At 64.0% G+C, this 22,733-nt stretch carries 23 protein-coding genes; 15 read left to right on the plus strand and 8 right to left on the minus strand.

Annotated features, from left to right (window positions below):
* Window positions 1-16: 16 nt before the first annotated feature.
* The 9 genes from ACZ1G8_RS11580 (at window position 17) to ACZ1G8_RS11620 (ending at window position 12,747) form a co-directional block, all read left to right on the plus strand.
* Window positions 17-2,359, plus strand: a complete 2,343-nt coding sequence (locus ACZ1G8_RS11580) for a sensor histidine kinase (protein ID WP_472679535.1) — start codon at window positions 17-19, stop codon at window positions 2,357-2,359.
* Window positions 2,356-2,793 (plus strand): tRNA (adenosine(37)-N6)-threonylcarbamoyltransferase complex ATPase subunit type 1 TsaE, encoded by a 438-nt coding sequence (gene tsaE / locus ACZ1G8_RS11585; protein ID WP_472679536.1) that lies wholly within the window; start codon window positions 2,356-2,358, stop codon window positions 2,791-2,793. The genes ACZ1G8_RS11580 and tsaE overlap by 4 nt, the downstream gene beginning before the upstream one ends.
* The gene (locus ACZ1G8_RS11590; protein ID WP_472679537.1) at window positions 2,790-3,776 is read left to right on the plus strand and encodes an aminoglycoside phosphotransferase family protein; all 987 of its coding nucleotides are present in this window, start codon (window positions 2,790-2,792) and stop codon (window positions 3,774-3,776) included. The genes tsaE and ACZ1G8_RS11590 overlap by 4 nt, the downstream gene beginning before the upstream one ends.
* A complete protein-coding gene (locus tag ACZ1G8_RS11595) occupies window positions 3,773-4,495 on the plus strand; it encodes a nucleotidyltransferase family protein (protein WP_472679538.1) in 723 nt (240 codons plus the stop codon). Before ACZ1G8_RS11590 ends, ACZ1G8_RS11595 begins: the two co-directional genes overlap by 4 nt.
* Window positions 4,488-7,514 (plus strand): double-strand break repair protein AddB, encoded by a 3,027-nt coding sequence (addB, locus tag ACZ1G8_RS11600; RefSeq protein ID WP_472679539.1) that lies wholly within the window; start codon window positions 4,488-4,490, stop codon window positions 7,512-7,514. Before ACZ1G8_RS11595 ends, addB begins: the two co-directional genes overlap by 8 nt.
* Window positions 7,511-10,990, plus strand: coding sequence for a double-strand break repair helicase AddA (addA, locus tag ACZ1G8_RS11605; RefSeq protein ID WP_472679540.1), 3,480 nt, complete (start codon window positions 7,511-7,513; stop codon window positions 10,988-10,990). The genes addB and addA overlap by 4 nt, the downstream gene beginning before the upstream one ends.
* 54 nt (window positions 10,991-11,044) lie before the next feature.
* Entirely contained in the window at window positions 11,045-11,365 is a 321-nt protein-coding gene (trxA, locus tag ACZ1G8_RS11610; protein ID WP_221428681.1) for a thioredoxin, read from the plus strand.
* 66 nt (window positions 11,366-11,431) lie between these two features.
* Complete coding sequence (locus tag ACZ1G8_RS11615) at window positions 11,432-12,217, plus strand: LysR substrate-binding domain-containing protein (protein WP_221428680.1); 786 nt, start codon at window positions 11,432-11,434, stop codon at window positions 12,215-12,217.
* The gene (locus ACZ1G8_RS11620; RefSeq protein WP_472679541.1) at window positions 12,217-12,747 is read left to right on the plus strand and encodes a GNAT family N-acetyltransferase; all 531 of its coding nucleotides are present in this window, start codon (window positions 12,217-12,219) and stop codon (window positions 12,745-12,747) included. The genes ACZ1G8_RS11615 and ACZ1G8_RS11620 overlap by 1 nt, the downstream gene beginning before the upstream one ends.
* Here ACZ1G8_RS11620 and ACZ1G8_RS11625 read toward each other — a convergent pair.
* The 4 genes from ACZ1G8_RS11625 to ACZ1G8_RS11640 all read right to left on the minus strand — a co-directional run bounded on the left by ACZ1G8_RS11625 (window position 12,744) and on the right by ACZ1G8_RS11640 (window position 14,957).
* On the minus strand, window positions 12,744-13,340 hold the full coding sequence (locus ACZ1G8_RS11625; RefSeq protein ID WP_472679542.1) for a GNAT family N-acetyltransferase: 597 nt from the start codon (window positions 13,338-13,340) through the stop codon (window positions 12,744-12,746). The genes ACZ1G8_RS11620 and ACZ1G8_RS11625 overlap by 4 nt on opposite strands.
* 10 nt (window positions 13,341-13,350) lie before the next feature.
* Window positions 13,351-14,058 carry a helix-turn-helix transcriptional regulator gene (locus ACZ1G8_RS11630; RefSeq protein WP_472679543.1) on the minus strand — a complete coding sequence of 236 codons (708 nt, stop codon included), beginning with the start codon at window positions 14,056-14,058 and terminating at the stop codon, window positions 13,351-13,353.
* 99 nt (window positions 14,059-14,157) lie between these two features.
* Window positions 14,158-14,643, minus strand: coding sequence for a DUF411 domain-containing protein (locus tag ACZ1G8_RS11635; protein WP_472679544.1), 486 nt, complete (start codon window positions 14,641-14,643; stop codon window positions 14,158-14,160).
* A 44-nt stretch (window positions 14,644-14,687) separates the two neighbouring features.
* Complete coding sequence (locus ACZ1G8_RS11640) at window positions 14,688-14,957, minus strand: metal-sensitive transcriptional regulator (protein WP_472679545.1); 270 nt, start codon at window positions 14,955-14,957, stop codon at window positions 14,688-14,690.
* 86 nt (window positions 14,958-15,043) lie between these two features.
* On the opposite strand from ACZ1G8_RS11640, the gene ACZ1G8_RS11645 reads away from it, so the two are divergent.
* Window positions 15,044-16,780 carry a copper resistance system multicopper oxidase gene (locus tag ACZ1G8_RS11645; protein WP_472679546.1) on the plus strand — a complete coding sequence of 579 codons (1,737 nt, stop codon included), beginning with the start codon at window positions 15,044-15,046 and terminating at the stop codon, window positions 16,778-16,780.
* Entirely contained in the window at window positions 16,777-17,817 is a 1,041-nt protein-coding gene (locus ACZ1G8_RS11650) for a copper resistance protein B (RefSeq protein WP_472679547.1), read from the plus strand. Before ACZ1G8_RS11645 ends, ACZ1G8_RS11650 begins: the two co-directional genes overlap by 4 nt.
* Before the next feature lie 20 nt (window positions 17,818-17,837).
* Here the strand turns inward: ACZ1G8_RS11650 and ACZ1G8_RS11655 are convergent, their stop codons facing one another.
* From ACZ1G8_RS11655 to ACZ1G8_RS11670, 4 genes are all read right to left on the minus strand, one after another.
* Entirely contained in the window at window positions 17,838-18,002 is a 165-nt protein-coding gene (locus ACZ1G8_RS11655) for a hypothetical protein (protein ID WP_472679548.1), read from the minus strand.
* Between the two features lie 118 nt (window positions 18,003-18,120).
* Window positions 18,121-18,252, minus strand: coding sequence for a hypothetical protein (locus ACZ1G8_RS11660; RefSeq protein WP_472679549.1), 132 nt, complete (start codon window positions 18,250-18,252; stop codon window positions 18,121-18,123).
* 144 nt (window positions 18,253-18,396) lie between these two features.
* Window positions 18,397-19,554, minus strand: a complete 1,158-nt coding sequence (locus ACZ1G8_RS11665) for an ATP-dependent nuclease (RefSeq protein WP_472679550.1) — start codon at window positions 19,552-19,554, stop codon at window positions 18,397-18,399.
* On the minus strand, window positions 19,524-20,318 hold the full coding sequence (locus ACZ1G8_RS11670) for an AAA family ATPase (protein ID WP_472679551.1): 795 nt from the start codon (window positions 20,316-20,318) through the stop codon (window positions 19,524-19,526). The genes ACZ1G8_RS11665 and ACZ1G8_RS11670 overlap by 31 nt, the downstream gene beginning before the upstream one ends.
* Window positions 20,319-20,734: 416 nt before the next feature.
* Between ACZ1G8_RS11670 and ACZ1G8_RS11675 the strand changes: the two genes are divergently transcribed.
* The 4 genes from ACZ1G8_RS11675 to rpsG all read left to right on the plus strand — a co-directional run bounded on the left by ACZ1G8_RS11675 (window position 20,735) and on the right by rpsG (window position 22,715).
* A complete protein-coding gene (locus tag ACZ1G8_RS11675; RefSeq protein ID WP_472679552.1) occupies window positions 20,735-20,998 on the plus strand; it encodes a cold-shock protein in 264 nt (87 codons plus the stop codon).
* A gap of 81 nt (window positions 20,999-21,079) precedes the next feature.
* A complete protein-coding gene (locus tag ACZ1G8_RS11680) occupies window positions 21,080-21,502 on the plus strand; it encodes a hypothetical protein (protein ID WP_472679553.1) in 423 nt (140 codons plus the stop codon).
* 346 nt (window positions 21,503-21,848) lie between these two features.
* Window positions 21,849-22,220, plus strand: coding sequence for a 30S ribosomal protein S12 (rpsL, locus tag ACZ1G8_RS11685; RefSeq protein WP_006831873.1), 372 nt, complete (start codon window positions 21,849-21,851; stop codon window positions 22,218-22,220).
* A gap of 24 nt (window positions 22,221-22,244) precedes the next feature.
* Window positions 22,245-22,715 (plus strand): 30S ribosomal protein S7, encoded by a 471-nt coding sequence (gene rpsG, locus ACZ1G8_RS11690; protein ID WP_472679554.1) that lies wholly within the window; start codon window positions 22,245-22,247, stop codon window positions 22,713-22,715.
* Window positions 22,716-22,733: the final 18 nt, after the last annotated feature.

The following is a 22,733-nucleotide window of genomic DNA, read 5'->3' on the forward strand; positions in this document are numbered from 1 at the left end:
GCATAGCTCGCAATTGATGGAAATCTCCGCCGTATTCCTACCCATTATCGGACTGCTGCTGGCGCTGTGGACCGGCGGGGCTGTCTGGCTGATGCTCAAGGCGAGCCGCGACAGCCAGGCTGCGGCCGGTCACAGGAAGGCCGCGCGGCGCTTGTCGCGCATGGTCGAGGAAGGGCCGGCCATCCCGCTGCTCGTCCGCGTCGACGGGCGGATCGAGGCCCCGGACCGCTTCGCCCGCTGGATCGGGCTCGACAAGGTCCCTGAATATCTCACTGAACTTGCAGGCGGCGAGGACATGGGCCTTTCCGAGGAGCAGGTCGAACAGCTTTCGGCCAACGTCCGCCGCACGCAGAAGAGCGCCAAGCCTTTCAAGATGGCGCTGCGCCCGCCCGGCTCTCGCAAGTCGCTTGCCCTGCGTGGTGCGCTGGCAGACCCTGCAGTATCGCCCAGCGGTGCCGCGCTGATCTGGGTATTCGATTTTACAGAGACCGAAGACGAACTTGCCCGTCTCGGCGAAGAAGCGGCGCGTGCGCGTGACGACTTCGGCGCGCTGGTCGGCCTAATCGAGGCCGCGCCCATGCCGATGTGGTTCCGCGGCGCGGACATGCAGCTGCGGCTTGTCAACAAGGCCTATGTCGAGGCGGTGGGCGCCAAGAGCGCGGATCAGGTCGTCGCCGACCAGATCGAGCTGGTCGAGAAGGTCGGCGGACGCAGCGCGGCACAGGTCGCACAGCAGGCGGCCGACCGCCGCCAACCGATCGAGCGCATCCTCTCTGCCACGATCAACAACGCGCGCCGCACTATCCGCGTGACCGACCTCCCGCTCGTGGGCGAGGGGATTGCCGGATACGCGGTCGATATCGAGGAGATGGAAGAGCAGGCGCGCGAATTCCGGGCTTTCCGCGAAGCGCAGCGCTCGATGCTCGACCAGCTGTCCATTGGCGTGGGCCAATTCGATTCCCAGCACCGGATGACTTTTGCGAACCAGCCGTTCCACCGGGTCTTCTCGCTGCCGCCCGGCGTCGTCAACGAGCGTACGACCTTCGAGCAGATGCTGATGATCGCGCGCGAGAACGGTCGCATTCCCGAGGTCCGCGACTTTCCCGCATGGCGCAAGGAGTTGGCCGAGTGGTTCCAGCTCGACGAGACGGAGGAGGTCGCCTGGCCGCTGCCCGACAGCACGCACCTGCGCCTCGTCGCGCAGCCGCTGCCCGATGGCGGGCTCGTCCTCATCGCGGAAGACCAGACCGAACAGCTCGCGCTCTCCGCCACGCGCGACACGCTGCTGCGTACCCGCACGGCCACCTTCGACAGCCTGTTCGAAGCGCTCGCTGTCTTCGCGCCCGACGGACACCTCGAACTTTGGAACCGCGGCTTCCCGCTTGCATGGGGGCTCGAGGGCGAAGTGCTAGACGGGCACCCGCAGGTCGACGAACTGCTCGAGGCGATCGCAGGCCAGCTCGCCGATCCCAAGCAGATCACCGAGATCGGGCAGACGATCCGCTCCGCCACGCTCGACCGCAAGAACAGCCGCGGGCGCATCGCTCTAGCCGACGGGCGCACGCTCGACTACGCAGGCGTTCCGCTGCCCGATGGGAACGGCCTCCTGACGATCCTCGACGTCACCGCCTCGCAGCAGGCCGAAGAGGCGCTGCGCGAACGCAACCGCGCGCTCGAAGAGGCCGATGCGGTCATGACCCGCTTCCTCGCCAACATGTCCTACGAATTCCGCACACCGCTGACCTCGATCGGCGGGTTTGCCGAGCTCCTTGCGCAGGGCATCGCGGGCGAGTTGACGCCGCAGGCGCAGGAATATGTGCAGGCGATCACCATGTCGGTGGGCAAGCTCACCGCGCAGGTCGAAAACGTGCTCGACCTCTCGCAGTCGGAAGCCGGTCTCATGCCGCTGCGCAAGACCAAGCTCGAGGTGCTGCCCTTCATCGAACAGATCGTGCGTAAGCGCGAGAGCCGGATCATCGAGAACGGGCTGACGCTGGATGTGAAGGGCAATGCCGACAAGGTCGTCGAGGCCGACCGCCAGCAGATGCAGCGCGCCATCGGTCACCTGCTCGACAATGCCATCGCCAACACGCCGCGCGGTGGCCGCATCCTGATCGACATCGCCAAGCGCCGTGGCCTCAACCGGATTGTGATTTCGGACAATGGTGCAGGGATGAGCCAGCACGAGCTTGCTCGCGCGCTCGAAGGCATCCGCATGAGTGCAGATGGCAAGGGGATCGAGCGCCGCCAGGGCCTCGGCATCCCGCTCGCCCGCCAGCTGATCGAGGCGCATGGCGGCACGCTAGACATCCAGAGCCGCAAGAACGCGGGCACCACCGCGACAATCACGCTGCCGTGACCATCAACCTGCCCGATCTTGCGGCCATGAAGGGCTTCGGCGCTCGCATTGCCAAGCTGCTCGAGCCGGGCGATGTCGTGGCGCTCACGGGCGGGCTGGGCGCAGGCAAGACCACGCTTGCGCGCGAAATCATCGCCGCGCTCGGCCACGAAGGCGAGGTGCCGTCCCCGACCTTCACGATCATCGAGACTTACGATCATTTGCGCCTGCCGCTCGTCCATGCCGATTTCTACCGACTTGAGGACCCGTCCGAAGCGCTGGAGATCGGTCTCGACGATTATCGCGAGGGCGCTGCACTCATCGCCGAATGGCCCGATCACGCAGGCGGCTTCGAACATGAGGCGGGATGCCTCTCGATCACGCTGGAAACCGTGGGAGAGGGGCGCCGGGCCATTGTGAAGGGAGGCAAGGCTTGGCAAAGCCGCATGCCATGAGCGCGCTACCCGACGGCATCCATAATTTCCTTGGTGACACCCAGTGGGAGGGCGCCGAAATCGCCCCGCTGGTGGGTGATGCCAGCTTCCGCCGCTATTTCCGCCTGAAGATGGGCGGCAAGACGGCAATGCTGATGCACGCCCCGCCGCCGCACGAGGATCCCAAGCCCTTCCTCCATGTCGCGCGCTGGCTGGAGGAAAGCGGCATGCGCGGACCGGCCATCCTTGCCGAGGATGCGGCCAATGGCTGGGTCCTGACCGAGGATTTCGGCGATACCCGCATGAAGGAGTGGATCGACGACAATCCGCAGGGCGAAGTCGAGGTCTATGCCAAGGCGATCGACACGCTGGTACAGCTCCACCAGTTGCCGCCCGGACCATTCGAACCCTACGACGTCGCAGTCTACCAGCGCGAGGCAGCGCTGTTCACCGAATGGTACTGTCCGGCAGCCGGTCTCGAAGTGGACGAGATGGGCTGGAAGGCCGCATGGGACGTGGCCTTGTTCCCGATCATGGAGCGCCAGCAGCCGGGCGTCACCGTGCTGCGAGATTATCATGCCGAGAACATCATGCTGCTCGAGCCTGAAAAGCCGTCAGGCGAGCAAGGCTTGATCGATTTCCAGGACGCACTGGTCGGTCACCCGGCTTACGACCTAGTCAGCCTGCTGCAGGATGCGCGGCGCGATGTCTCGCTGAAACTCGAACACGACATGCTCGAACGTTACCGCGCAGCCGCGCAGCCGGACGAGCAATTCCTCGCCGACTACGCACGGCTCGGTGCTCAGCGTAACGCCAAGATCGTCGGCATCTTCACGCGCCTCTACAAGCGCGACGGCAAGCCGCGCTATCTCGACATGATCCCGCGTGTCTGGGCCGCCATGGAGCGCGACCTTTCGCACCCCGCGATGGAGCCGGTGGCTGCGTGGTTCGACAGCAATATCCCGCGCGAGCTTCGTGACGAACTGGGAGGCAAGATCGCATGAGCAAGCTGGTGTCCGACACCGCCATGATGATGGCTGCCGGTCTCGGCAAACGCATGCGGCCCCTGACGGCCACCACGCCCAAGCCCATGGTGCGCGTTGCGGGCAAGCCGCTGATCGACCGTGCGCTCGACCGGCTGGAGGATGCCGGCGTCGACAAGGCCGTGGTCAATGTCCACTACCTTGCCGAGACGATCGAGGCGCATATCAAGGCGCGCAAGGCGCCTGCCGTGACCTTCTCCGACGAGCGCGAGCTCCTGCTCGAAACCGGTGGCGGCATGGTGAAGGCGCAGCAGGCGGGATTGCTTCCCGATCCTTTCTTCGCCTGCAATGCCGACAGCATCTGGCTCGATGGGCCGCGTAATGCCTTTGCCGACCTTTCTGCGGCGTGGGATCCCGACAGGATGGACGCGCTGCTGCTGGTCGTGACCCACGCGCGTGCGCACAATTTCGACGGGACCGGCGATTTTTACATGGACGGTGCCGGACGGCTGAAGCGCAAGCTTCCGGGTCGGATTGCGCCCTTCATCTACACCGGCATCCAGCTGGTCTCGCACCGCCTCTTGCGCGATGCGCCAGAGGGCAAGTTTTCGACCAATATCCTGTGGGATCGCGCGATCGAGGAGGATCGCCTCTTCGGCGTCGCCTTCACCGGCATGTGGTACGAAGTCGGCACGCCGCAGCATATCAGGCCTACCGAGGAGGCGTTGACGGGTGGCTGAAGAGGGCAGGGTCGCAAGCCAGCCGAAGGTCTATTCCATCGCCGCGCACCGCGGTTTCGCCGATGCGCTCGTCGCGGGACTGGTCCCGCGTTACGCCGACCCCGAGCTGGGGCTGGCGAAGCTAACTCTCTTATTGCCGAGTTCGCGTGCGCGCCGCACCTTGTCGAAAGCTTTCATCCGCCATGCGGGTGAGACGGGGCACAGCGGCTTGCTTATGCCGCGCATGGCCGTGGTCGGCGATCTCGACCTCGACGAGGCGCTTGGCCCGCTGCTCGACCCGCTCGGGGCAAGCGAAATTCCGCCTGCCATCGACCCGCAGCGCCGCCTGTTTGCGCTGGCCGGGCTGATTGCAGAGGAAATGGGCGACGATGCACCGAAGGGCGCGACGCTGCTCCGGCTCGCCCGCGAGACGGGCGCCACCATGGACCGGCTGCTGGTCGAGGATATCGGACCCGAACAACTGGTCGACGAAAAGGTGGTCGACATCTTCCCCGACCTTTCGAAGCATTGGCAGGACTCGATCCGGCTCTTCGCCAATGTGCAGGCAAATTGGCTCGCATGGCTCGGCGAGAACGGCGTGCTCGATGCTGCCGCGCGGCGAAACCGCCTGTTCGACGAGGCCCGGCAGGCATGGAAGGCCTCGCCGCCCGACACGCCCATTCTCGCCGCCGGTGTCACCAGCGCCGCGCCCGCTCTCGCGAAGTTGCTACGGGTTGTGAGTGAGTTGCCGCAAGGTGCTGTGATCCTGCCCGATTTCGATCTCACGATGGAAGCCGATGTCTGGGACGAACTGGGCCGCGCGGGGGCTGCTCCTACGCCAACCGATACGGTCTTTACCCGCGATGACGCGGTGACGCATCCGCAATATCACCTCAAGCTGCTGCTCAACCGCATGGGTGTGGGCCGCGAGGAAGTGCAGCCATGGCATCGCAAGGGCATGACCGCCGCGCCGCCGGAGCGCAGCCACGCGATTTCCGCCGTTTTCCTGCCGCCTGAGGCGAGCAAGGTCTGGGTCGATCTGCCGGCCGAGAAGCGCCGTCTTTCAGGCGTGCGCATCATGCAGGCTGCCAATCCGGAGGAAGAAGCGCAGGCTATCGCCTTGCTGGTGCGTGAAGCCCTGGCCGAGCCGGAAAAGCGCGTCGCGGTGGTCACGCCCGACCGCCCGCTCGCGCGGCGCGTCGTCCACCACCTCTCGCGCTGGAATATCGTCGCCGACGATTCCGCCGGTCGCCCGCTTTCGCAGACCGCCGCTGGCCGAGCATTCCTGCTTGCCGCCGAGGTCATGTCCGAAGGGGCGAGGGCGGTGCCGCTGATGGCGTTGCTCGGCCACCCGCTGGTCGATGGCGGGATGGAACGCGGGGTCTGGCTGCGGCGGGTGCGCCGTCTGGAGCGGGCCTTGCGCGGTCCGCGCCTTGCGCCGGGCCTCGAACCGGCACGGGCGGAAGTCGCCAGGTTGGCCGAAAAGCGTCCAGAGATCGCCGAATGGTGGGAGGCGGCGCAAGAGAAGCTCCTCCCGCTGGTCGAGATCGACCGGGATGCGCCTGCCGACCTTGCCGAGCTGATCGACACGCTGGCGGCCTCGGCCGAGGCGCTGTGCGGGGAGAAGCTGTGGGCGCAGGAGGACGGGCGCACGCTTGCGAGTTTCGTCGAGGAATTCCGCCTCCACGCCCGCGGGGCCGGCTTTGCCGTGGCCCCGCGCGATGTCGCGACCGTGCTTGCCGACGCGATGGAGGAGCGCGCGGTGCGACCGCCCTATGGCGGCCATGCGCGCGTACAGGTGCTCGGCCTCCTCGAAGCACGCATGAACCGCGCCGACCTAGTGATTTGTGCGGGGCTCAACGAGGGCATCTGGCCTGCGCGTGGAAGCGTCGACGCGCTACTTGCCCCGCCGGTGCTGCGCGCACTGGGCGTGCCCGGCGGCGACTTCCGCATTGGCCTTTCCGCGCACGACCTTGCGGGCGCGCTTGGTGCGCCCGAAGTTGTTTTGAGTCGCAGCGAGCGCGACGAGGGCGGGCCTGCCATCCCCAGCCGCTTCCTTCTGCGTGTGCAGGCGCTGCTCGGCGAGTTGCTGCCGCGCTACGAGGACCACGAGATCATCGAGCTCGCCCGCGCCATGACGCGCGCCGAGTCCGCGCCCGAATATCCGCGCCCAAAGCCCACACCCAGTGCCGACCAGCGCGATGTCGACATCTCGGCCACCGCGCTCGACCGCTTGCTGGGCGATCCCTACCAGTTCTTCGCGCAGAAGATCATGGGCCTCTCGGACCTCGACTCGCTCGATGCCGATCCCAACCCGCTTTGGCAGGGCAATGTGGCCCACAAGATACTCGAACGCTGGCATATCGCGCGAAAATCCGATGCTGCCGCGCGCATCGCCCCGATCATGGAGAAGGTGCTCGACGAGGAGAACGCCGACCCGCTGGTTCGCGGCCTCTGGCAGCCGCGCCTTCAAAAAGCGCTCGAATGGATCGAGGAGACCGTCAGCTCCTATGCAGGCCGCGAGGTCGTGGCCGTAGAGGCCAGGGGTTCGATGCATTTCGACGATGTGTTCGTCCATGGCCGCGCCGACAGGATTGACCGGTTGGAGGACGGACAGCTCGCCATCGTCGACTACAAGACCGGCAAGCCGCCGAGCAAGGCGATGGTGGAAGAGGGGTTCGCACTCCAGCTCGGCATCCTCGGCCTGATCGCTGAGGGCGGTGGCTTCCCCGACGCGCAAGGACGACCCGGGGCTTACGAATACTGGTCGCTCGGCCGTGCAAAGGACGAAAACCCGCATGGCTTTGGCTATGTCGAGGTGCCGCTTAAGCTCACTGACCGCCAGAAAGGCGTGCTGCCCGAGGACTTCCTTCCGCACACACACAAGAAACTGGGCGAGGCCATCGGCAAGTACATCAAGGGCGATGCGCCGTTCACGGCGCGCGAGAACCCCGATTACCCGGCCTATGACACCTACGACCAGCTAATGCGGCTGGAGGAGTGGTTGCCGCGGCAGGCCGACGAGGAGGACGCCTCGTGAGCGGCAAGGTCCACAATCTCGAAGGTCCGCAGCGCGCTTCGGTCGATCCGCGGACGAGCGTCTGGCTGTCCGCCAGTGCAGGGACGGGCAAGACGCAGGTGCTCTCGGCGCGCGTCCTGCGGCTGCTGCTCGAGCCGCATGCCGACCCCTCGCAGATCCTCTGCCTCACCTTCACCAAGGCGGGCGCGGCGGAGATGGCGGTGCGTGTCAACTCGGTGCTCGCGCGCTGGGTGCGCATGGAAGCAGGCCAGCTGGCGAAGGAACTGGGCTATCTCGGCGCGGGCGTCGACCCCGATACGCAGGCCCGCGCTCGCTCGCTCTTCGCCCGCGTGCTCGATTGCCCGGGCGGTGGCCTCAGGATCGATACGATCCACGCCTTCGCGCAATATCTCCTCGCCGCCTTCCCGAGCGAGGCAGGCGTGCTGCCCGGCAGCCAGCCGATGGAGGACCGCGACCGCGACCTGTTGAGCCGCGATGTCCTCTCAGACCTGTTGGCGGACGGCGATCCCGAAATCGCCGAGGCTGTGGCCGAGATGAGCCGCCGCAAGGGCCCCGATGCCGTGCTTGGCTGGCTGATGCGGTGTGCGCGCCACAAGGAATTGTGGGACCAGCCGGCCTGGCAGCACGGGCTTCGAGATCCGGTGCGCCGACTTCTCGGAATTCCGGTTGATGCGGACGAGGGATGGGTGGCCGAAGGCTGCTCGGACGAGAACTTCCCTGTCGAGACCCTGCGAGGGGCATTGCAGGCGATGGAAGGGTGGAAATCTCAGGGCGCTGACAAGGTCCGCGAGTTCGTCCCTGCTTGGCTAGTTGCCAATCCCCAAGAGCGGTTAGAGCGTCTCGATGGTTTCTTCGACACGCTGCTGAAAAAGGATGGCGACCCGCGTGTCATGAAGGGCGCGGAGAAAAACGATCCCGATTTCGGCAATAAGCAGGAGATCATTGCCGAGGCGGTCCGCGCAGTGGCCGAACGCTCCGCACTGCTCGACCTCGCCGGCTTCCTCGCCCCGCAACTCGAGGCCGGCCGCGCATTCGCCAAGCGCTGGGAAGACGCCAAGGCCCGCGAAGGCCTCGTCGATTTCGACGACCTGATCCACCGCGCTGCGCGGCTGCTGTCATCCAGCCAGATGGCCGACTGGATCCGCTACAAGCTCGACCGCAGCTTCGACCATATCCTCGTCGACGAGGCGCAGGACACCAACGAGGCGCAGTGGCAGATCGTGAAGGCGCTGACCGACGACTATTTCGACGGTCTCGGCGCACGCGGCGACGCGATCCGCACCATCTTCACCGTGGGCGATTACAAGCAGGCGATCTTCGGCTTCCAGGGCACCAGCCCCGAGAATTTCCGCGCCGCACGCGACTATTTCCGCGACCGGATGGAAGAGGCCGCCCGCGCGGCCGAGGAAGCGCGCGCAAACGGCAGCGCGGGCCGACTGCAGGAACACGACCTCGAACGCAGCTTTCGCACCAACCAGATCGTGCTCAGCTTCGTCGACGAGGCGATCCGCGCGATCGGCCCGGAAGGGCTGGGCCTCGAGAAAAGCGACGGCGAGCACAAGGGCAGCGACAAGCCGGGTCTCGTCACGCTCTGGAAGGACGTCCGCATCGCGGAAGGCGATGACGAGGAGGCTGAGGAGGAGAACGGCTGGCTTGCCCGCCACGATCGCCTGATGGCCGACAGGATCGCGCGGCAGGTCGCCGAATGGCTCGATCCCAAGGGAGACGGCTTTACACTGGTCAAGGAAGGCGCGCCCCGCCGCGCCGGGGCGGGGGATGTCATGGTCCTCGTCCAGAAGCGCCGCGAACTGGCCTCGCTGATCGTCGCGCGGCTCTATGCGCATGGTGTACCGGTGGCAGGTGTCGACCGGCTCAGGCTCGGCAATCCGCTGGCGGTGAAAGACCTGATGGCCGCGATCCGCTTTGCCGCGCAGCCGCTGGACGATCTGACGCTCGCAAACCTGCTCGTCTCGCCGCTGATCGGCTGGAGCCAGGAGGACCTGCTGGTCTTCGGCTATCGCGAGAAGGGTATCCGGCTCTGGGAGCATTTGCGGGGCTCCGACCAGCCGCGCGTTGCCCGGACCGTGCACGATCTCCGCGAAATCCTGCGCCGCGGTGATTTCGACAGCCCGCAGCAATTGCTTCACTGGATTCTCGTCGGCCCGATGGACGGGAGGCGCAAGCTTGTCGCGCGGCTGGGGCGCGAGGCCAATGATCCGATCGACGAGCTGCTCAACGCCGCCAATGCCTATGCGTCGAGTCATGTCGCTAGCCTGCAGGGCTTCATCCGCTGGTTCGACGCAGGCGATTGCGAGCTGAAGCGCGAGGCGGGCGAGGGCGGTGACCAAGTCAAGGTGATGACGGTGCACGGGTCCAAGGGCCTGCAAGCGCCTATCGTCATTCTTGCCGACGCCGCGATCCGTCCCGATGCCTCGGGCGATTTGTCACTGGAAGAAACGCCGCTGGGTGCGGACCAGAGCAATGTCGTGCCTTTGCCCTCGCTCACCAAGGACGAGAAGGTCGGCCCGGTACGCGAGGTGGAGGATGAAAACGCGGCGCGCTCGATGCAGGAGCACTGGCGGCTGCTCTATGTCGCGATGACGCGTGCGGAGGAGGCGCTATTCGTCGGCGGTTCGCTGGGGCCGCGCGATGCGAAGAACGGACCGCATGAGGACAGCTGGTATGCGCGACTGGCGCAGCTGTTCGAGGAAGGTGAGGGGCTGGAAGACCCGATCTGGGGCGCACGCTGGGAGGTTGGCGAGCGCGCCCCACCGGTGCCGGTGTCCGCCAAGGCCGAGATCGCTCCCGCCACGGAGCTTCCCTTGTGGGCGCAGCAGTCTGTCGGCCCCGAACCGCGCCCGCCGCGTCCGTTGGCCCCCTCGGGGCTGGGCGAGGTCGAGGGCAGTGATCCGCCGCTCCCGCCCGAGGTCGCAGCCGGATCCGCAAGGCGCGGCGTGCTGATCCACGCGCTGCTCGAGCGCCTTCCCGAGGTCGCGACGGACAAGCGCGCAGAGAAGGCGCGCGGCTGGCTCGCGCGGCAGGCGCCCGATCTTGACGATGCTGATCGGGAGGAAATGCTGGCCCGCGCGCTCGCCGTTCTGGAGGAGCCGGGCTTTGCCGACATCTTCGGTCCGGATGCGCTGGCCGAGATACCGCTCGCCGCCACGGTCGAGGGGCTGGTGGTGATGGGCACCGCAGACCGTCTGCTAGTCACGCCAGAGAAGGTCACTGTGGTCGATTTCAAGACCGCGCGGCGCCCTCCTTCCTCGCTCGATGGCATTCCGGAGAGCACCATGCGGCAGATGGCAGCCTATGTGGCTGCGCTCGAGGCAATCTATCCGGGGCGCGCGGTCGAGGCCGCAGTGCTCTATACCCAGACACCGCAACTCATCGCCTTGCCGCAGGACAAATTGGCCGCCTACAAGGCCGCGTTTGCGGATCGGCAGGAAAGCTTTGCCCTCCCGCCGGTTGAGTAATTGCACGCGCCGCCCATATGGGGCGGCAAGTTTTCAGATATCAGGAGTATTCCCATGGCCACCATCAACGTCACCGACGAAGGCTTCCAGAAGGACGTTCTCGAAAGCGACAAGCCCGTTCTCGTGGACTTCTGGGCCGAGTGGTGCGGGCCGTGCAAGATGATCGCTCCGGCGCTCGAGGAACTGTCCGACGAGCTGGGCGACAAGGTCACCATCGCCAAGATGGATATCATGGAAAACACCGGCGTGCCCGGCGCTATGGGCGTCCAGTCGATCCCCTACCTCGTCCTGTTCAAGAACGGCGAGCCAGCCGCCCAGATGCGCGGTGCTGCGCCCAAGGGCCAGCTCAAGCAGTGGCTCGAAAGCGAGCTCTAAGCTCTCCCAGCCATCCTTTCGCCGCAATCTTGTTTTGCGGCGCAACATTGCTAAACGCGTGAGACCATGAAGCGCACGCATCTGCCTTTGAACGCCCTGCGCGTCTATGACGCCGCTGCCCGGCACCTCAGCTTTACCCGCGCTGCGGACGAGCTGGCGGTGACGCCGGCGGCTGTCGGCCAGCAGATCCGTGCGCTCGAGGATCATCTCGGCACCGTGCTGTTCCGCCGCACGAGCAAGGGGCTGGAGCTGACACAGGAAGGCGCTGCGGGTCTCGACGCGCTGCGCGAAGGTTTTCTGAAGTTCGAGGAAAGCGTTTCCGCCATGCAGGCGGGGCAGGCCTCGGACAGCTACACCATCGCCTGCCCGCGCGAATTCTACGCGCAGTGGCTCGCGCCGCGGCTTGCGGAGTTCTCGAAGGACAATCCCGAGATCAAGTTCGTCTTTGTGGCGGACGAGAACGCCGATTTCACCGAAGCGAACCTCGATTGCGCGATCCGTCTCGTCGACGGGCCGGGCGACCTGCAGGGTGTCGAACTGGCTGCCGCGCGCCGCGTGACGGTGGCTGCGCCGGGTGCGCCCGATCGCTGGATCGATTGGGGCCTGCCGCTGCAGGACGGCGTGCAGGCGCATGTCACGGTGAGCAATGCCGGCCAGGCGCTCTCGGGCGCAATGGCGGGGCTGGGCAAGGCGATCCTGCCCGAACTGCTCGCCAAGGAAGCGATCGAGGCGGGCCAGCTCGAAGTGCTCGACGGGCCCGAGCAGGGCACGCGCGCCTACTGGCTCGTCGCCCCCACGCCGCAATGGCGCACGAAGAAGGTGAAGGCCCTCGTCGCGTTCCTCGCGGGCTGATGAGGGACGTTCCCACTCTCAAGACCGACCGTTTCACCTTGCGTCCGCTGCGGCGCGAGGATGCTGCCGCGCTGTTCCCGACGCTCGGCGACGAGGACCAGTGCCGCTATCTCACGCGCCCCGCTTTCGAGAGCGAGGAGGAGCTGTGGGGCTGGCTCGCCGAGCCCAACTGGAACGGCCGCACCTGGATTGCCGAGGACGGTGATGGCGAAGTCGCCGCGCGCTTCGTGGCGGTGCCGGGGCATGAGGACGGCGTCGAGGAGATCGGCTACATTACCTGCGCGCACAGGCAGGGCGAGGGCGTGGCGCGCGAATGCACCGAGGCGCTGGTTGCGCATTTCTTTGCCGCCGATGGCCTGCGCAAGCTCACCGCCGAGGTCGATGTCGACAACACCGCCTCGGTCCGCCTGCTCGAGCGGCTCGGCTTTGCCCGCGAGGCGCTCTTCCGCGAGCACGAAACCACCCATATCGGCCTGCGCGACGTGATGATGTACGGGTTGCTCGCGAGCGAGTGGCCGAAGCGCGGCTAGGCGCCTTCGAACGCCCTGAACACATCCGCAATGCCCGGAGGATCGCATTCTTCGCGCAGCGCTTTGATTGCGCCTTCGACGTCCAGCTGGAACTGCATCACCCCGTCTTCCAGCCCCTCGTAGGTCGCGCCCAGCGACTTGGCGAAGTCACGCGCGCTGCGGTTCTCGGCGAGGATGTTGACCGCGAAATGCGCGAGCCCCTCGCGCCGCGCGTCGAGCAGGATCGTGGCGGTGAGCATCTTGCCGAGGCCGAGCCCGTGATAATCGTCGAGCACGCCGACGGAGAACTCCGCACAATCCTCGTCCTCATGGTGGCGGAAGGCGTGGACTGCGCCGATCGCAGGCTCGCTCTCGTCGGACGCATCGACCGCGCCCCAGGCGATATGTTCGTGTCCGTCGACTTCGGTGAGGCGCTCGATCACCCAGTCGGGAGGCGTGGCAGCGCCAGAGAAGAAGCGCAGGTAGCGCGACTGGGCGGACATGCGTGAGATACCCACACGCATACGTTCCGCATCGCTCTGCGTGATGGAGCGAATACACACCGGATGCCCGTTCTCGAGCTTAGTGTGGATGACGATATCGGCGGCTTGCACAAGTGCCAGCCTACAACGCAATCAGCTTCAGTTTAAGGGCCTTGATCACCGCGCCCACCCGGTCGCTGGCGCCAAGCTTGGCGTAGATCCGGCGAACATAGGTAGAGACGGTGTCGGGCGAGATGCCGAGAAGCTGGGCGATGACCGGGTTTGACTTGCCCTGCGCGATCAGTTCGAGCACCTCCGCCTCTCGCCGCGAGAAGGCGATCTCCCCCTCCTCGACATTGACCAGCTGGCACACCCGGTCATGCGCCGCGCGTGCAATGATGGTCAGCGCGACGATCTGCTCTTCCTCCGGCACATGTCCTTCGGGAAAGCCGTAAGCGCCATACGCATCGCGGTCGTCAGGCCCGTAGAGCGGCACGCCGAAGCCGTTCACGATGCCGTATTCCTGCATTGCGCAGATGAATGCCTCCACTTTCGGAGAATGCTCGACCCGCTCCAGCGCCTCGTCCCAGGAAATCGTGTGGCCGGCCTTCATCACCGCATCGGGGATGGGATCGACGCTCCGGAAATGCGCGTCCTCGTAGAGATCTAGCCAGGCGCAGGAGAACCCTTGCGCCATGATTTGCGTCTCGCGAGAGACCTGCGAGCAGAATACCGGCGTGAAGTGGTAACTGAACTTGTCCGCGCCATAGCTCGCGGCTGCTTTCTTCACGCTCTCCCACAGCGAGTTTACATCGGCGCTCTCGGCGATTTCGGTGAAGACTGCTTCCATGAAGGGCGACCGGCCTAGCTGCGAGGGACGCGGTACCATACTACTCCGCGTGCCGAGCGCCAGAACTATCGCGCCGTGTCACAATTCCGGCCCGCGCGCCTACCGGGCGCTGGCAGGATAGCTCGACCAGACCATCCGCTTGGCGGGACCGAAGGCGATGACCTGATAGGCCTGGCGCCGGTTGCCCATTTCCATGCCCGGCGATCCGAGCGGCATACCCGCGACCGCGAGGCCGGTGATGCCGTCGGGACGTTCGGCAAGCAGGCGTTCGATATCGGCTGCGGGCACATGGCCCTCGATCACCATGCCGTCGACGATGGCGGTGTGGCACGAAACAAGGTCCGCAGGCACGCCATTGGTCGCCTTGACCGCCGCAATGTTCTCGCTGTTGATCGTCTTGCTGGTCAGCTGGCCGTCGAGCTTGGCGAAGTGCTCGTTCGCATGGGAAAGCCAAGCGAGGCAGCAACCGCAATTGGGATCACGGTACATGGCAATGCTCGTCGCCTGCGCGGCGCCGGCGCACGCGGCGAGCGAAAGGCCGAGGGCGAGGCGAAGCGGGGTGCGGGTCAGCGATCGAATGCTCACGGGGGGCTCCTTGGAAGTCTCGAGAGGGGGTATCTTGACGCGGACTAGCGACGCTTTTCCAGCAGTTCGACCAGTTCCTCGAACTTTTTGCGCTGCTCTGATTCGTCTCCACTGGCGATCGCCTCGGCCACGCAGCAGGCGGCGTGATCTTTTAGAACCTGCGTCTCGACTTTGGCGAGGGCCGACTTGATGGCCTGGATCTGGTGCAAAATGTCCATGCAGTAGCGATCGTCCTCGATCATCTTGGCGACGCCGTTCACCTGACCCGCAATCCGGTTGAGTCGATTGATTTTTGCGTCGGCGTTCTCAGCCATGTCGTCCATCCAGTTGTAATACCCTGTGGGGGTATATATGTGATCGCCCGAAGTCCTTCAACAGAACCTTTTTGACGGTAGAATTCATGTCGATCGATCGCCGCAAATTTATCACCAGCACCGCAGCCCTCGGAGCGGCCATGTCGCTTCCCCTTCCAGCATGGGCGCGCGGTGAAAGCCTGACCCACGCGAGGCAGGGTTTTGGCGAGGTTTCCGGCGAGAAGATCGCGCTCAGTGTCGGCGGGCACCATTTCGGTGTCGGCGGGCGCAAGGGTCATGCAATTGCCGTGAACGCCAGCGTGCCAGGGCCTCTTTTGCGCCTGAAGGAAGGCCAGAACGTCCGGATCGATGTGACGAACAATTTGGACGAGGATACCTCGATCCACTGGCACGGCCTGTTGCTGCCGTTCCAGTTCGACGGTGTTCCGGGTGTCAGCTTTCCGGGCATCAAGCCGGGCGAGACCTTCACCTATGAATTCCCGATCCGTCAGAACGGGACCTACTGGTGGCACAGTCATTCGGGCCTGCAGGAGCAGGCGGGGCACTATGGCCCGATCATCATCGAAAGCGCCGAGCCCGATCCGCGCTACGACCGCGACTATGTTGTCCTGCTGAGCGAATTCACGCCGCGGCACCCGCACGAGATCGCCCGCCTGCTCAAGGTCGGCGAGCACTACTTCAACAACCAGATGCAGACCGCGACCGAAGGCGAGATGTCCGTGAAGGACCGCCTGATGTGGGGCGGGATGCGGATGAACCCGCGCGATATCTCGGATGTGACCGGCTCGACCTACACCTTCCTCATCAACGGCCACGGGCCGATGGACGGTCTCGAATATCTCTTCAGGCCGGGCGAGCGGGTGCGCCTGCGCGTAATCAACGGGTCGGCGATGACCTTCTTCAACGTCCGCATTCCCGGCGTGCCGATGACTGTGATCGCGGCAGACGGGAAGGATGTGGCATCGGTCGAGGTGGACGAATTCCAGATCGGCACTGCCGAGACCTACGACGTAATCGTCACTCCGCCCTACGGCAGCCATGCGCTGGTGGCCGAGGCGATGGACCGCAGCGGCATGGGCGTCGCCTCGCTCACCTCGCACAAGGGCCACCGCGCCACCCCGCCGCCGCTGCGCGAGCCGGTCACGCTGACGATGACCGACATGGGCATGGGTTCGATGGCGGGCATGGACCACGGCGCGATGGGCCACGGGTCTGGCGGTGACATGGCGGGAATGGACCATTCCTCGATGGATCACTCGATGCGCGACACCTCGAAGCTGCCGGCGGATGTGAAGGTAGGTCCGGGTCTCGACATGGTCTCGCCGATGCCGATGGACCGGATGGATTATCCGGGGCTCGGCCTCGACAATGTCGGCCACCGCGTGCTGACCTATACCGATCTGAAGGCGAAGCGGATGAACCCGCATCGCATGCCGACGCGCAGCCTCGAAATCCACCTGACCGGCAACATGGAACGCTACATGTGGAGCTTCGACGGCAAGAAGTTCTCCGCCGTGACCGACGATCCCATCCGCTTCGCCTATGACGAGCGGGTGCGCGTGAAGCTCGTGAACGACACGATGATGGCGCACCCGATCCACCTGCACGGCCACTTCTTCGAGCTGGTCAACGGGGCGGGGATGATGAACCAGCCGCTGAAGCACACGGTCATTGTGCAGCCGGGCAGCACGGCGACCTTCGACCTCACCGCCGACGAGCCGGGCGACTGGGCGTTCCACTGCCACCTCCTCTATCACATGCACGCCGGCATGATGCAGACGGTAACGGTCCGCCCGTTCCCCGCACCGGAGGACGCGGCATGAGGCTCGCATCGACGCTCGCGCTGCCGCTGATGGCGCTCGCCCTTCCGGCCGCCGCGCAGGACCATTCCGCGCACGCGCATCACCAGGACGAGGCCGCGCAGGAAGCGGAGAAGCCCGATCACTCCTCACACGAGCATCCGGTCGAAGAGGCGGTGGAGGACCACTCGGGCCACGCGATGCCGGACCACTCCGCGCACGGGAAGCACGAGGAGAAACCGCAGGAGGATCACTCCGGCCACGCGATGATGGCCGATCACTCCATGCACCAGGTCGGCGATGTCCCGCAGGGTCCGCCGCCGCCCGAGGCTTTCGAGGGCCCGCAGCACGCGGCCGATGCGATCTTCGGTGCCGAGGCAATGGCCGACGCCCGTGCCAACAACCACGCCACCCACGGCGACATGCTGACCGGCACACTGATGGCCGAACGGCTCGAGGCCCGCTTCAAGGACGGCGAGGAAGGCTTCCTGTGGGACCTCCAGGGCTGGTACGGCGGCGACATCGACAAGTTCGTGCTCAAGTCCGAAGGTGAAGGTGAGTTCGGGGGCGAGCTCGGCGGCGAAGTAGAGGACGCCGAGATACAGGCGCTCTGGGGCCATGCCATCGGCCCGTTCTTCGACCTGCAGGCCGGTGCGCGCATCGACCTCGAACCGGACACGCGCAGCCACCTCGTCCTCGGCATCCAGGGCCTCGCGCCCTACATGTGGCACGTCGACGGCGCGCTGTTCCTGTCCGACCGCGGCGATCTCACCGCGCGGATCGAGGGCGAATACGACCAGAAGATCACGCAACGCCTGATCCTCCAGCCCCGCGTCGAGCTGGAACTGTCCGCACAGGACATTCCCGAACGCGCGATCGGCGCAGGCCTCACCAAGATCGAGCCGGGCCTGCGCCTGCGCTACGAGATCGCCCGCGAGTTCGCACCCTATGTCGGCGTGGAGTACGAGGCGAAACTGGGCGAGACCTCGGATATCGCACGCGCGGCGGGCGAGGATCCGGATGCGCTGGTGGCGCTGGTCGGCATCCGCGCCTGGTTCTAGGGCGCTCGCCACCAGTCCTCCTAGTCAGGTTCCTCCATCGGATCGCAGCCGTAGGGTTCGAAGGCGAGGGCGCGGCGCTCGGCTTCCTGCACCCCGCGCTCCAGCGCCGCATCCCAGGCCGTCGCAAACCCCTCCGCCCCGGGCCGCGCCCTCAGCTTGTAGAGCGCCTCCATGCTCTTGCCCACGGAGCGCGCCGCCTGCGTGACGATCCCGGTGGCCGCCAGCGTGGCGACGGGCCGAAGGCGGCCAAAGGCCAACCGGCGCTGGAGCTGCGGCGTAATCGGAAGCGAAGCTGGCCGAAGGTCAATTGCGCCGCGAGTGGGAGTGGATGAAGGGCGCGAAGGCGAGGAGGGGATCGTCTTCCTCGGGCTCGGGCGCGACATGCGCAACTGCGGAGGTGGCCTGGCGGGCGATCTTGCGGGTGCTTTCGGTCATGGCCCACGCCACGATGCATATTTCGGGGAAGTAGGAAAATGCACTCTTGGCTTCGCATCAGCGATATCGTCTACGGCTCCCGCAATCCAAGGGAACAGAGAATACCCTTAAACGCGATGGGCGGTAGAAGAAACAGTCTCAGGATTATTTCTCTAAGTCACTTTGGATCGAAGCAACCAAATCCTTCATTTTCTTATCTAGCTTCCCTGCCAAAAGGCGGGCGTTTGGGTCTTTCTGCCTAATCTCCAGAAGGTTGTAGGCAAAAGATATTTTCTGCGATCGAATTTGTTCAGGCAACGCAGCAATTCGTCCCCGAGCGGGCACTTTCTCAATGAGATCAGTCACTCCAACTTTCTCACCATACATCTTTATGTATTGATTTACTGCCGTGCGCCAATGATTGGCGTCAATCAAGTCTTCGATGGTGCTATAGGGACCAAGTTCCTTGAGCGAATGAATTTTGGATGCTTCGACATTAGCCTTCTTCAAATGTTTCGCGAGTTCACGGCCGCCTGAATCGTTGTCGGCCAGAAAGGCGATTCCGTTTGACGACGCTCCTAGGTCCGGCAAGCCTTGCGGAGCCACATTCGAAAGCCCGTGGACAACTTGAAATCCTAGGCTGTCGGAGCCAATTGCTTCCCGCATCAATTGCGGCAAGATAATCAACTCTGTCGGTCCTTCGGCTATCAAGGCTTTGCGTGTCGGGAAGAACGCAAACGTTGATGCTCCCATGCCAAATAGCAGGGGGCGGAAGCCGTCTCCCTTGCCCTCTGACCAGAATTTATTGCGTACAACGCTACATTTTGGGTCTTTTGGGTTCCAGCGCACCAACCGGATGCCTTGACCCAAATCTTCTGGCAGTGCGCCTGCCGAATGGGTTGTATAAATTACTTTATCGACGCTCGGTTCATTTTGAAGATGCTGAATAAGATCTGCTTGTGCGTCGTAATGTAGGTGATGTTCAACTTCATCGATAAGGAGAATCGCATTTTCTTGTTCGTGCAAGAATATGAATACCTGCAATGCGACGAACTGCCGATAACCATCACTCCGAGCGCTTAGGTTCGTGAAGCGGGATTGAGGATCAAACCCACTTCGGTTCTCGACAAGCAGGTCTAATCGCGGGCCATCAAGTTTGAAGTAAAGAGATGCGTCGGACTGACTCCAAACCCCTTCGGAGAGGCTGCGCAAATTCTCGTTCGCAGCCGAAATCAAGCCTTCTGTGATGCCAGTGCTGCCCGCGGCCTGAGCCGAAATCAGTGCATCTAGGTCTAGCCCTGAGCGCCGAATGATTTCTCGCAAGGGCTTTGAGGGGGCTGCCTGCTTTGAGGCTGCGGATGATTAAGCAGCGTGATGTTGTATGGCAGATTTATGTCTCGATACTCGGATGTGAATTCGAGGAAGGTTGGAATTAGGGGTCTCAAAGCTTCGATGGCGGTTGTGACCGGATCGTGATTCCTTTCGAATTCCACTAGGTCAGATATTTGTTGTCGTAATGAAGCGATGTATTTGGGAATTTTTGCCTCTTTCTCAAAGTCAGGCAAATCATCAGCGAAAGACTTTAGATACGTGAAGGTCTCATCAGGGAGCTCCTGCTTTGAGTCTAAGGCGTCAATGAGAACATCGAGTTGATCGCTATCAACTCGAAAGCCGAGTTCATCCAGTGTCGATCGAGCTGATTGGCTGTTAGATAATTGCAGGAGAGATTTTTGGCACTTCAATCTCCGCGAGAGGTCTCTCTGAGGCTTTGGATTGAAGCGGAATTGGCGGCTGCCAGATTCTCTTTTCACCCAAAACAACCAAGTGGGCTCAGATAGCCGGGCGGCATCCAATTCATCGTCTTCAAGAAAGAATCCTAGCTCAATGAGAGTTTCTTCCGCGCTAAGAAGCGTCTTGTCAGTGATATCAATTTCGCGGTCATCGTTAAGATAGGTGAAAGCCTTAAGTAGCGATGACTTACCGGCTTCGTTCGGACCAGTGATTGCAACTAGTTTCCCTGCCAATTGAAGGTTTGTTGGGTCAGAAAACCTTCTGAACGACCGCAGTTTAAGATTTTCTAGGCGCACTTCAGCGTTGCTCCCCTTTGTGAATGTCGAACAATGCCAAGTACTACGGAGTTTAGAAGTGTCCTTGTCCGTCTATCCACACCCTCGACCAATCCCCCTCCCGCACCAAGTGCGCGCCCATCCGGCGTAGGATGCGTCCAACGGGCTGATTTGACGCTGGCCAGATAGAGCTGAACATTGCCGGTCATCACCCTGCGCCCGGGTGGCCCGATGGGGGCGGCGTTTCAGCCTCGTGCGATTTGGGCGGCCCAGCCCCTTGTAAGGATCCTGCGCCCACCCCATCTAAGACCTAGCTACCAGTCGCGATCGACGGTCCCGAGGGCCAGTTGCCCTCCCTTCTTTCCATTTCGCCTTCTAGCCACCGCGCACAAGCGGTCGCTTTTGAGCGCCTGCGCGAAATCGAAAGGATCAGTCCCATGACCAAATACGGCAGCATCAGGAGCTACGACACCGGCAAGGGCAGCGGCACCATCGCTCCCGAGCAGGGCGGCGCAGTGCTCGAATTCGGAAAGTCCGACCTGCAGCAGGAAGCCTCCACCCCCAAGTCCGGCGAGCGTTTCAGCTTTGAAACGAAGCAGGTCGAAGGCGGCAAGGAATGCGCTACCAACCTGCGCCAGCAGGAGCAGGCTGTCCGCCAGGGCGGCAAGCAGCGCGAGCAGGCTCGCCAGCAGCAGGGCTGACACATGATGGCCGGGCGCATCTGCGGGATGCGCCCGGTTCATTCCGCCCGATCCCATCATCCTCCGCCTCAGGAACACGACATGGCAATGGACCTCAATGAATTGCTGCACGAGCACCAGGCTGCGGTGATGAGAGCCGCGGCCGCCGGAGACGGGGCGGAACGGGATAACCACTTCGCCAAGGTCGCCGAATATGCCGAGCGTGTTCGCGCGCTCAGAAAGGTAGAGCCCATGCCCGATACTCCGACCAAGGCAGAAGGTCCTCCGACCATCATTTATGGCACCTATGCGGGCGATGACGCGCAAGCCGAGAGCTCTCCGCCAGTCGCATCCTGGGAAGACGAGGGCGGGGCAGTGCGCCATCCGCTTACGCCCCTGCCAGAGGGCATCGAGACGAAGCTGGTGCGCGAGTATCGCGTCGGGCCGTATGTCTACCAGGATCTGGACCTGGCGGTGGCCGAACACCTGCGACAGCTCGCTGCGGCCGACCACGGCACGGCTTGACCAATTCCCCCTCCAACACTATGTGCGCGCCCATCCGGTGAGGGAATCGCTGTGCGCGAAGCCAACGCTGGCCAGATAGAGCTGAACATTGCCGGTCATGACCCGGGGGCCTGTCGCTGATGCGATAAGGCTCTTTTCTATTGCAGCGAACCTCATGGATCGCTCGGGGCAGCCGTCAAAGTAACCCGGTGGCCGTGTGGGTCGATGGGTGGAGCGTTTCAGGCTCGTGCGAACAGACCGCCCCGGTGCTTTTATGCGCCGCGTGCGTCGCAACTGCACGAACCCGATCGCATCACCAATCAACCCGCTAGTCGCCGCCATCACACGGTGAAGAGAAAGAACTCACATGCCGACTATTAACCAGCTGGTCCGCAAGGGCCGCGTTCCGCAGAAGGCCAAGAGCAAGGTCCCTGCGATGGAGCAGAACCCGCAGAAGCGCGGCGTCTGCACCCGCGTCTACACGACGACCCCGAAGAAGCCGAACTCGGCACTTCGCAAGGTGGCCAAGGTTCGCCTGACCAACCAGCGCGAAGTCATCTCCTACATCCCGGGCGAAGGCCACAACCTGCAGGAGCACAGTGTTGTGCTCATCCGCGGCGGCCGTGTTCGCGACCTTCCCGGCGTTCGCTACCACGTCCTTCGCGGCGTGCTCGATACGCAGGGCGTGAAGGACCGCAAGCAGTCGCGCTCGAAGTACGGCGCGAAGCGTCCGAAGTAATCCACGGGACTTAGGAGATAATCAATGAGTCGTCGTCGTCGTCCCGAGAAGCGGGAAATCCTGCCTGATCCGAAATTCAACGATCAGGTCCTTTCGAAGTTCATGAACAACCTGATGTATGACGGCAAGAAGGCCGTTGCTGAAGGTATCGTCTACACCGCGCTCGACACCGTCGAGAGCAAGGCCAAGACGAACCCCGTGGAGCTGTTCCACGAGGCGCTGAACAACATCAAGCCGCAGGTCGAAGTGCGCAGCCGCCGTGTCGGTGGTGCGACCTACCAGGTGCCGGTCGAGGTTCGCCCCGAGCGTGCACAGGCACTCGCCATCCGCTGGCTGATCGGCGCTGCACGTGGTCGTCCTGAAACGACCATGGCCGCACGCCTGTCGGGCGAGCTGATGGATGCTGCGAACAACCGCGGCAACGCCGTCAAGAAGCGCGAAGACACGCACCGCATGGCGGACGCGAACCGCGCCTTCTCGCACTACCGCTGGTAAATTTATCGAGGGGCTGCC

Source organism: Qipengyuania sp. BR81-2, from assembly GCF_055693895.1.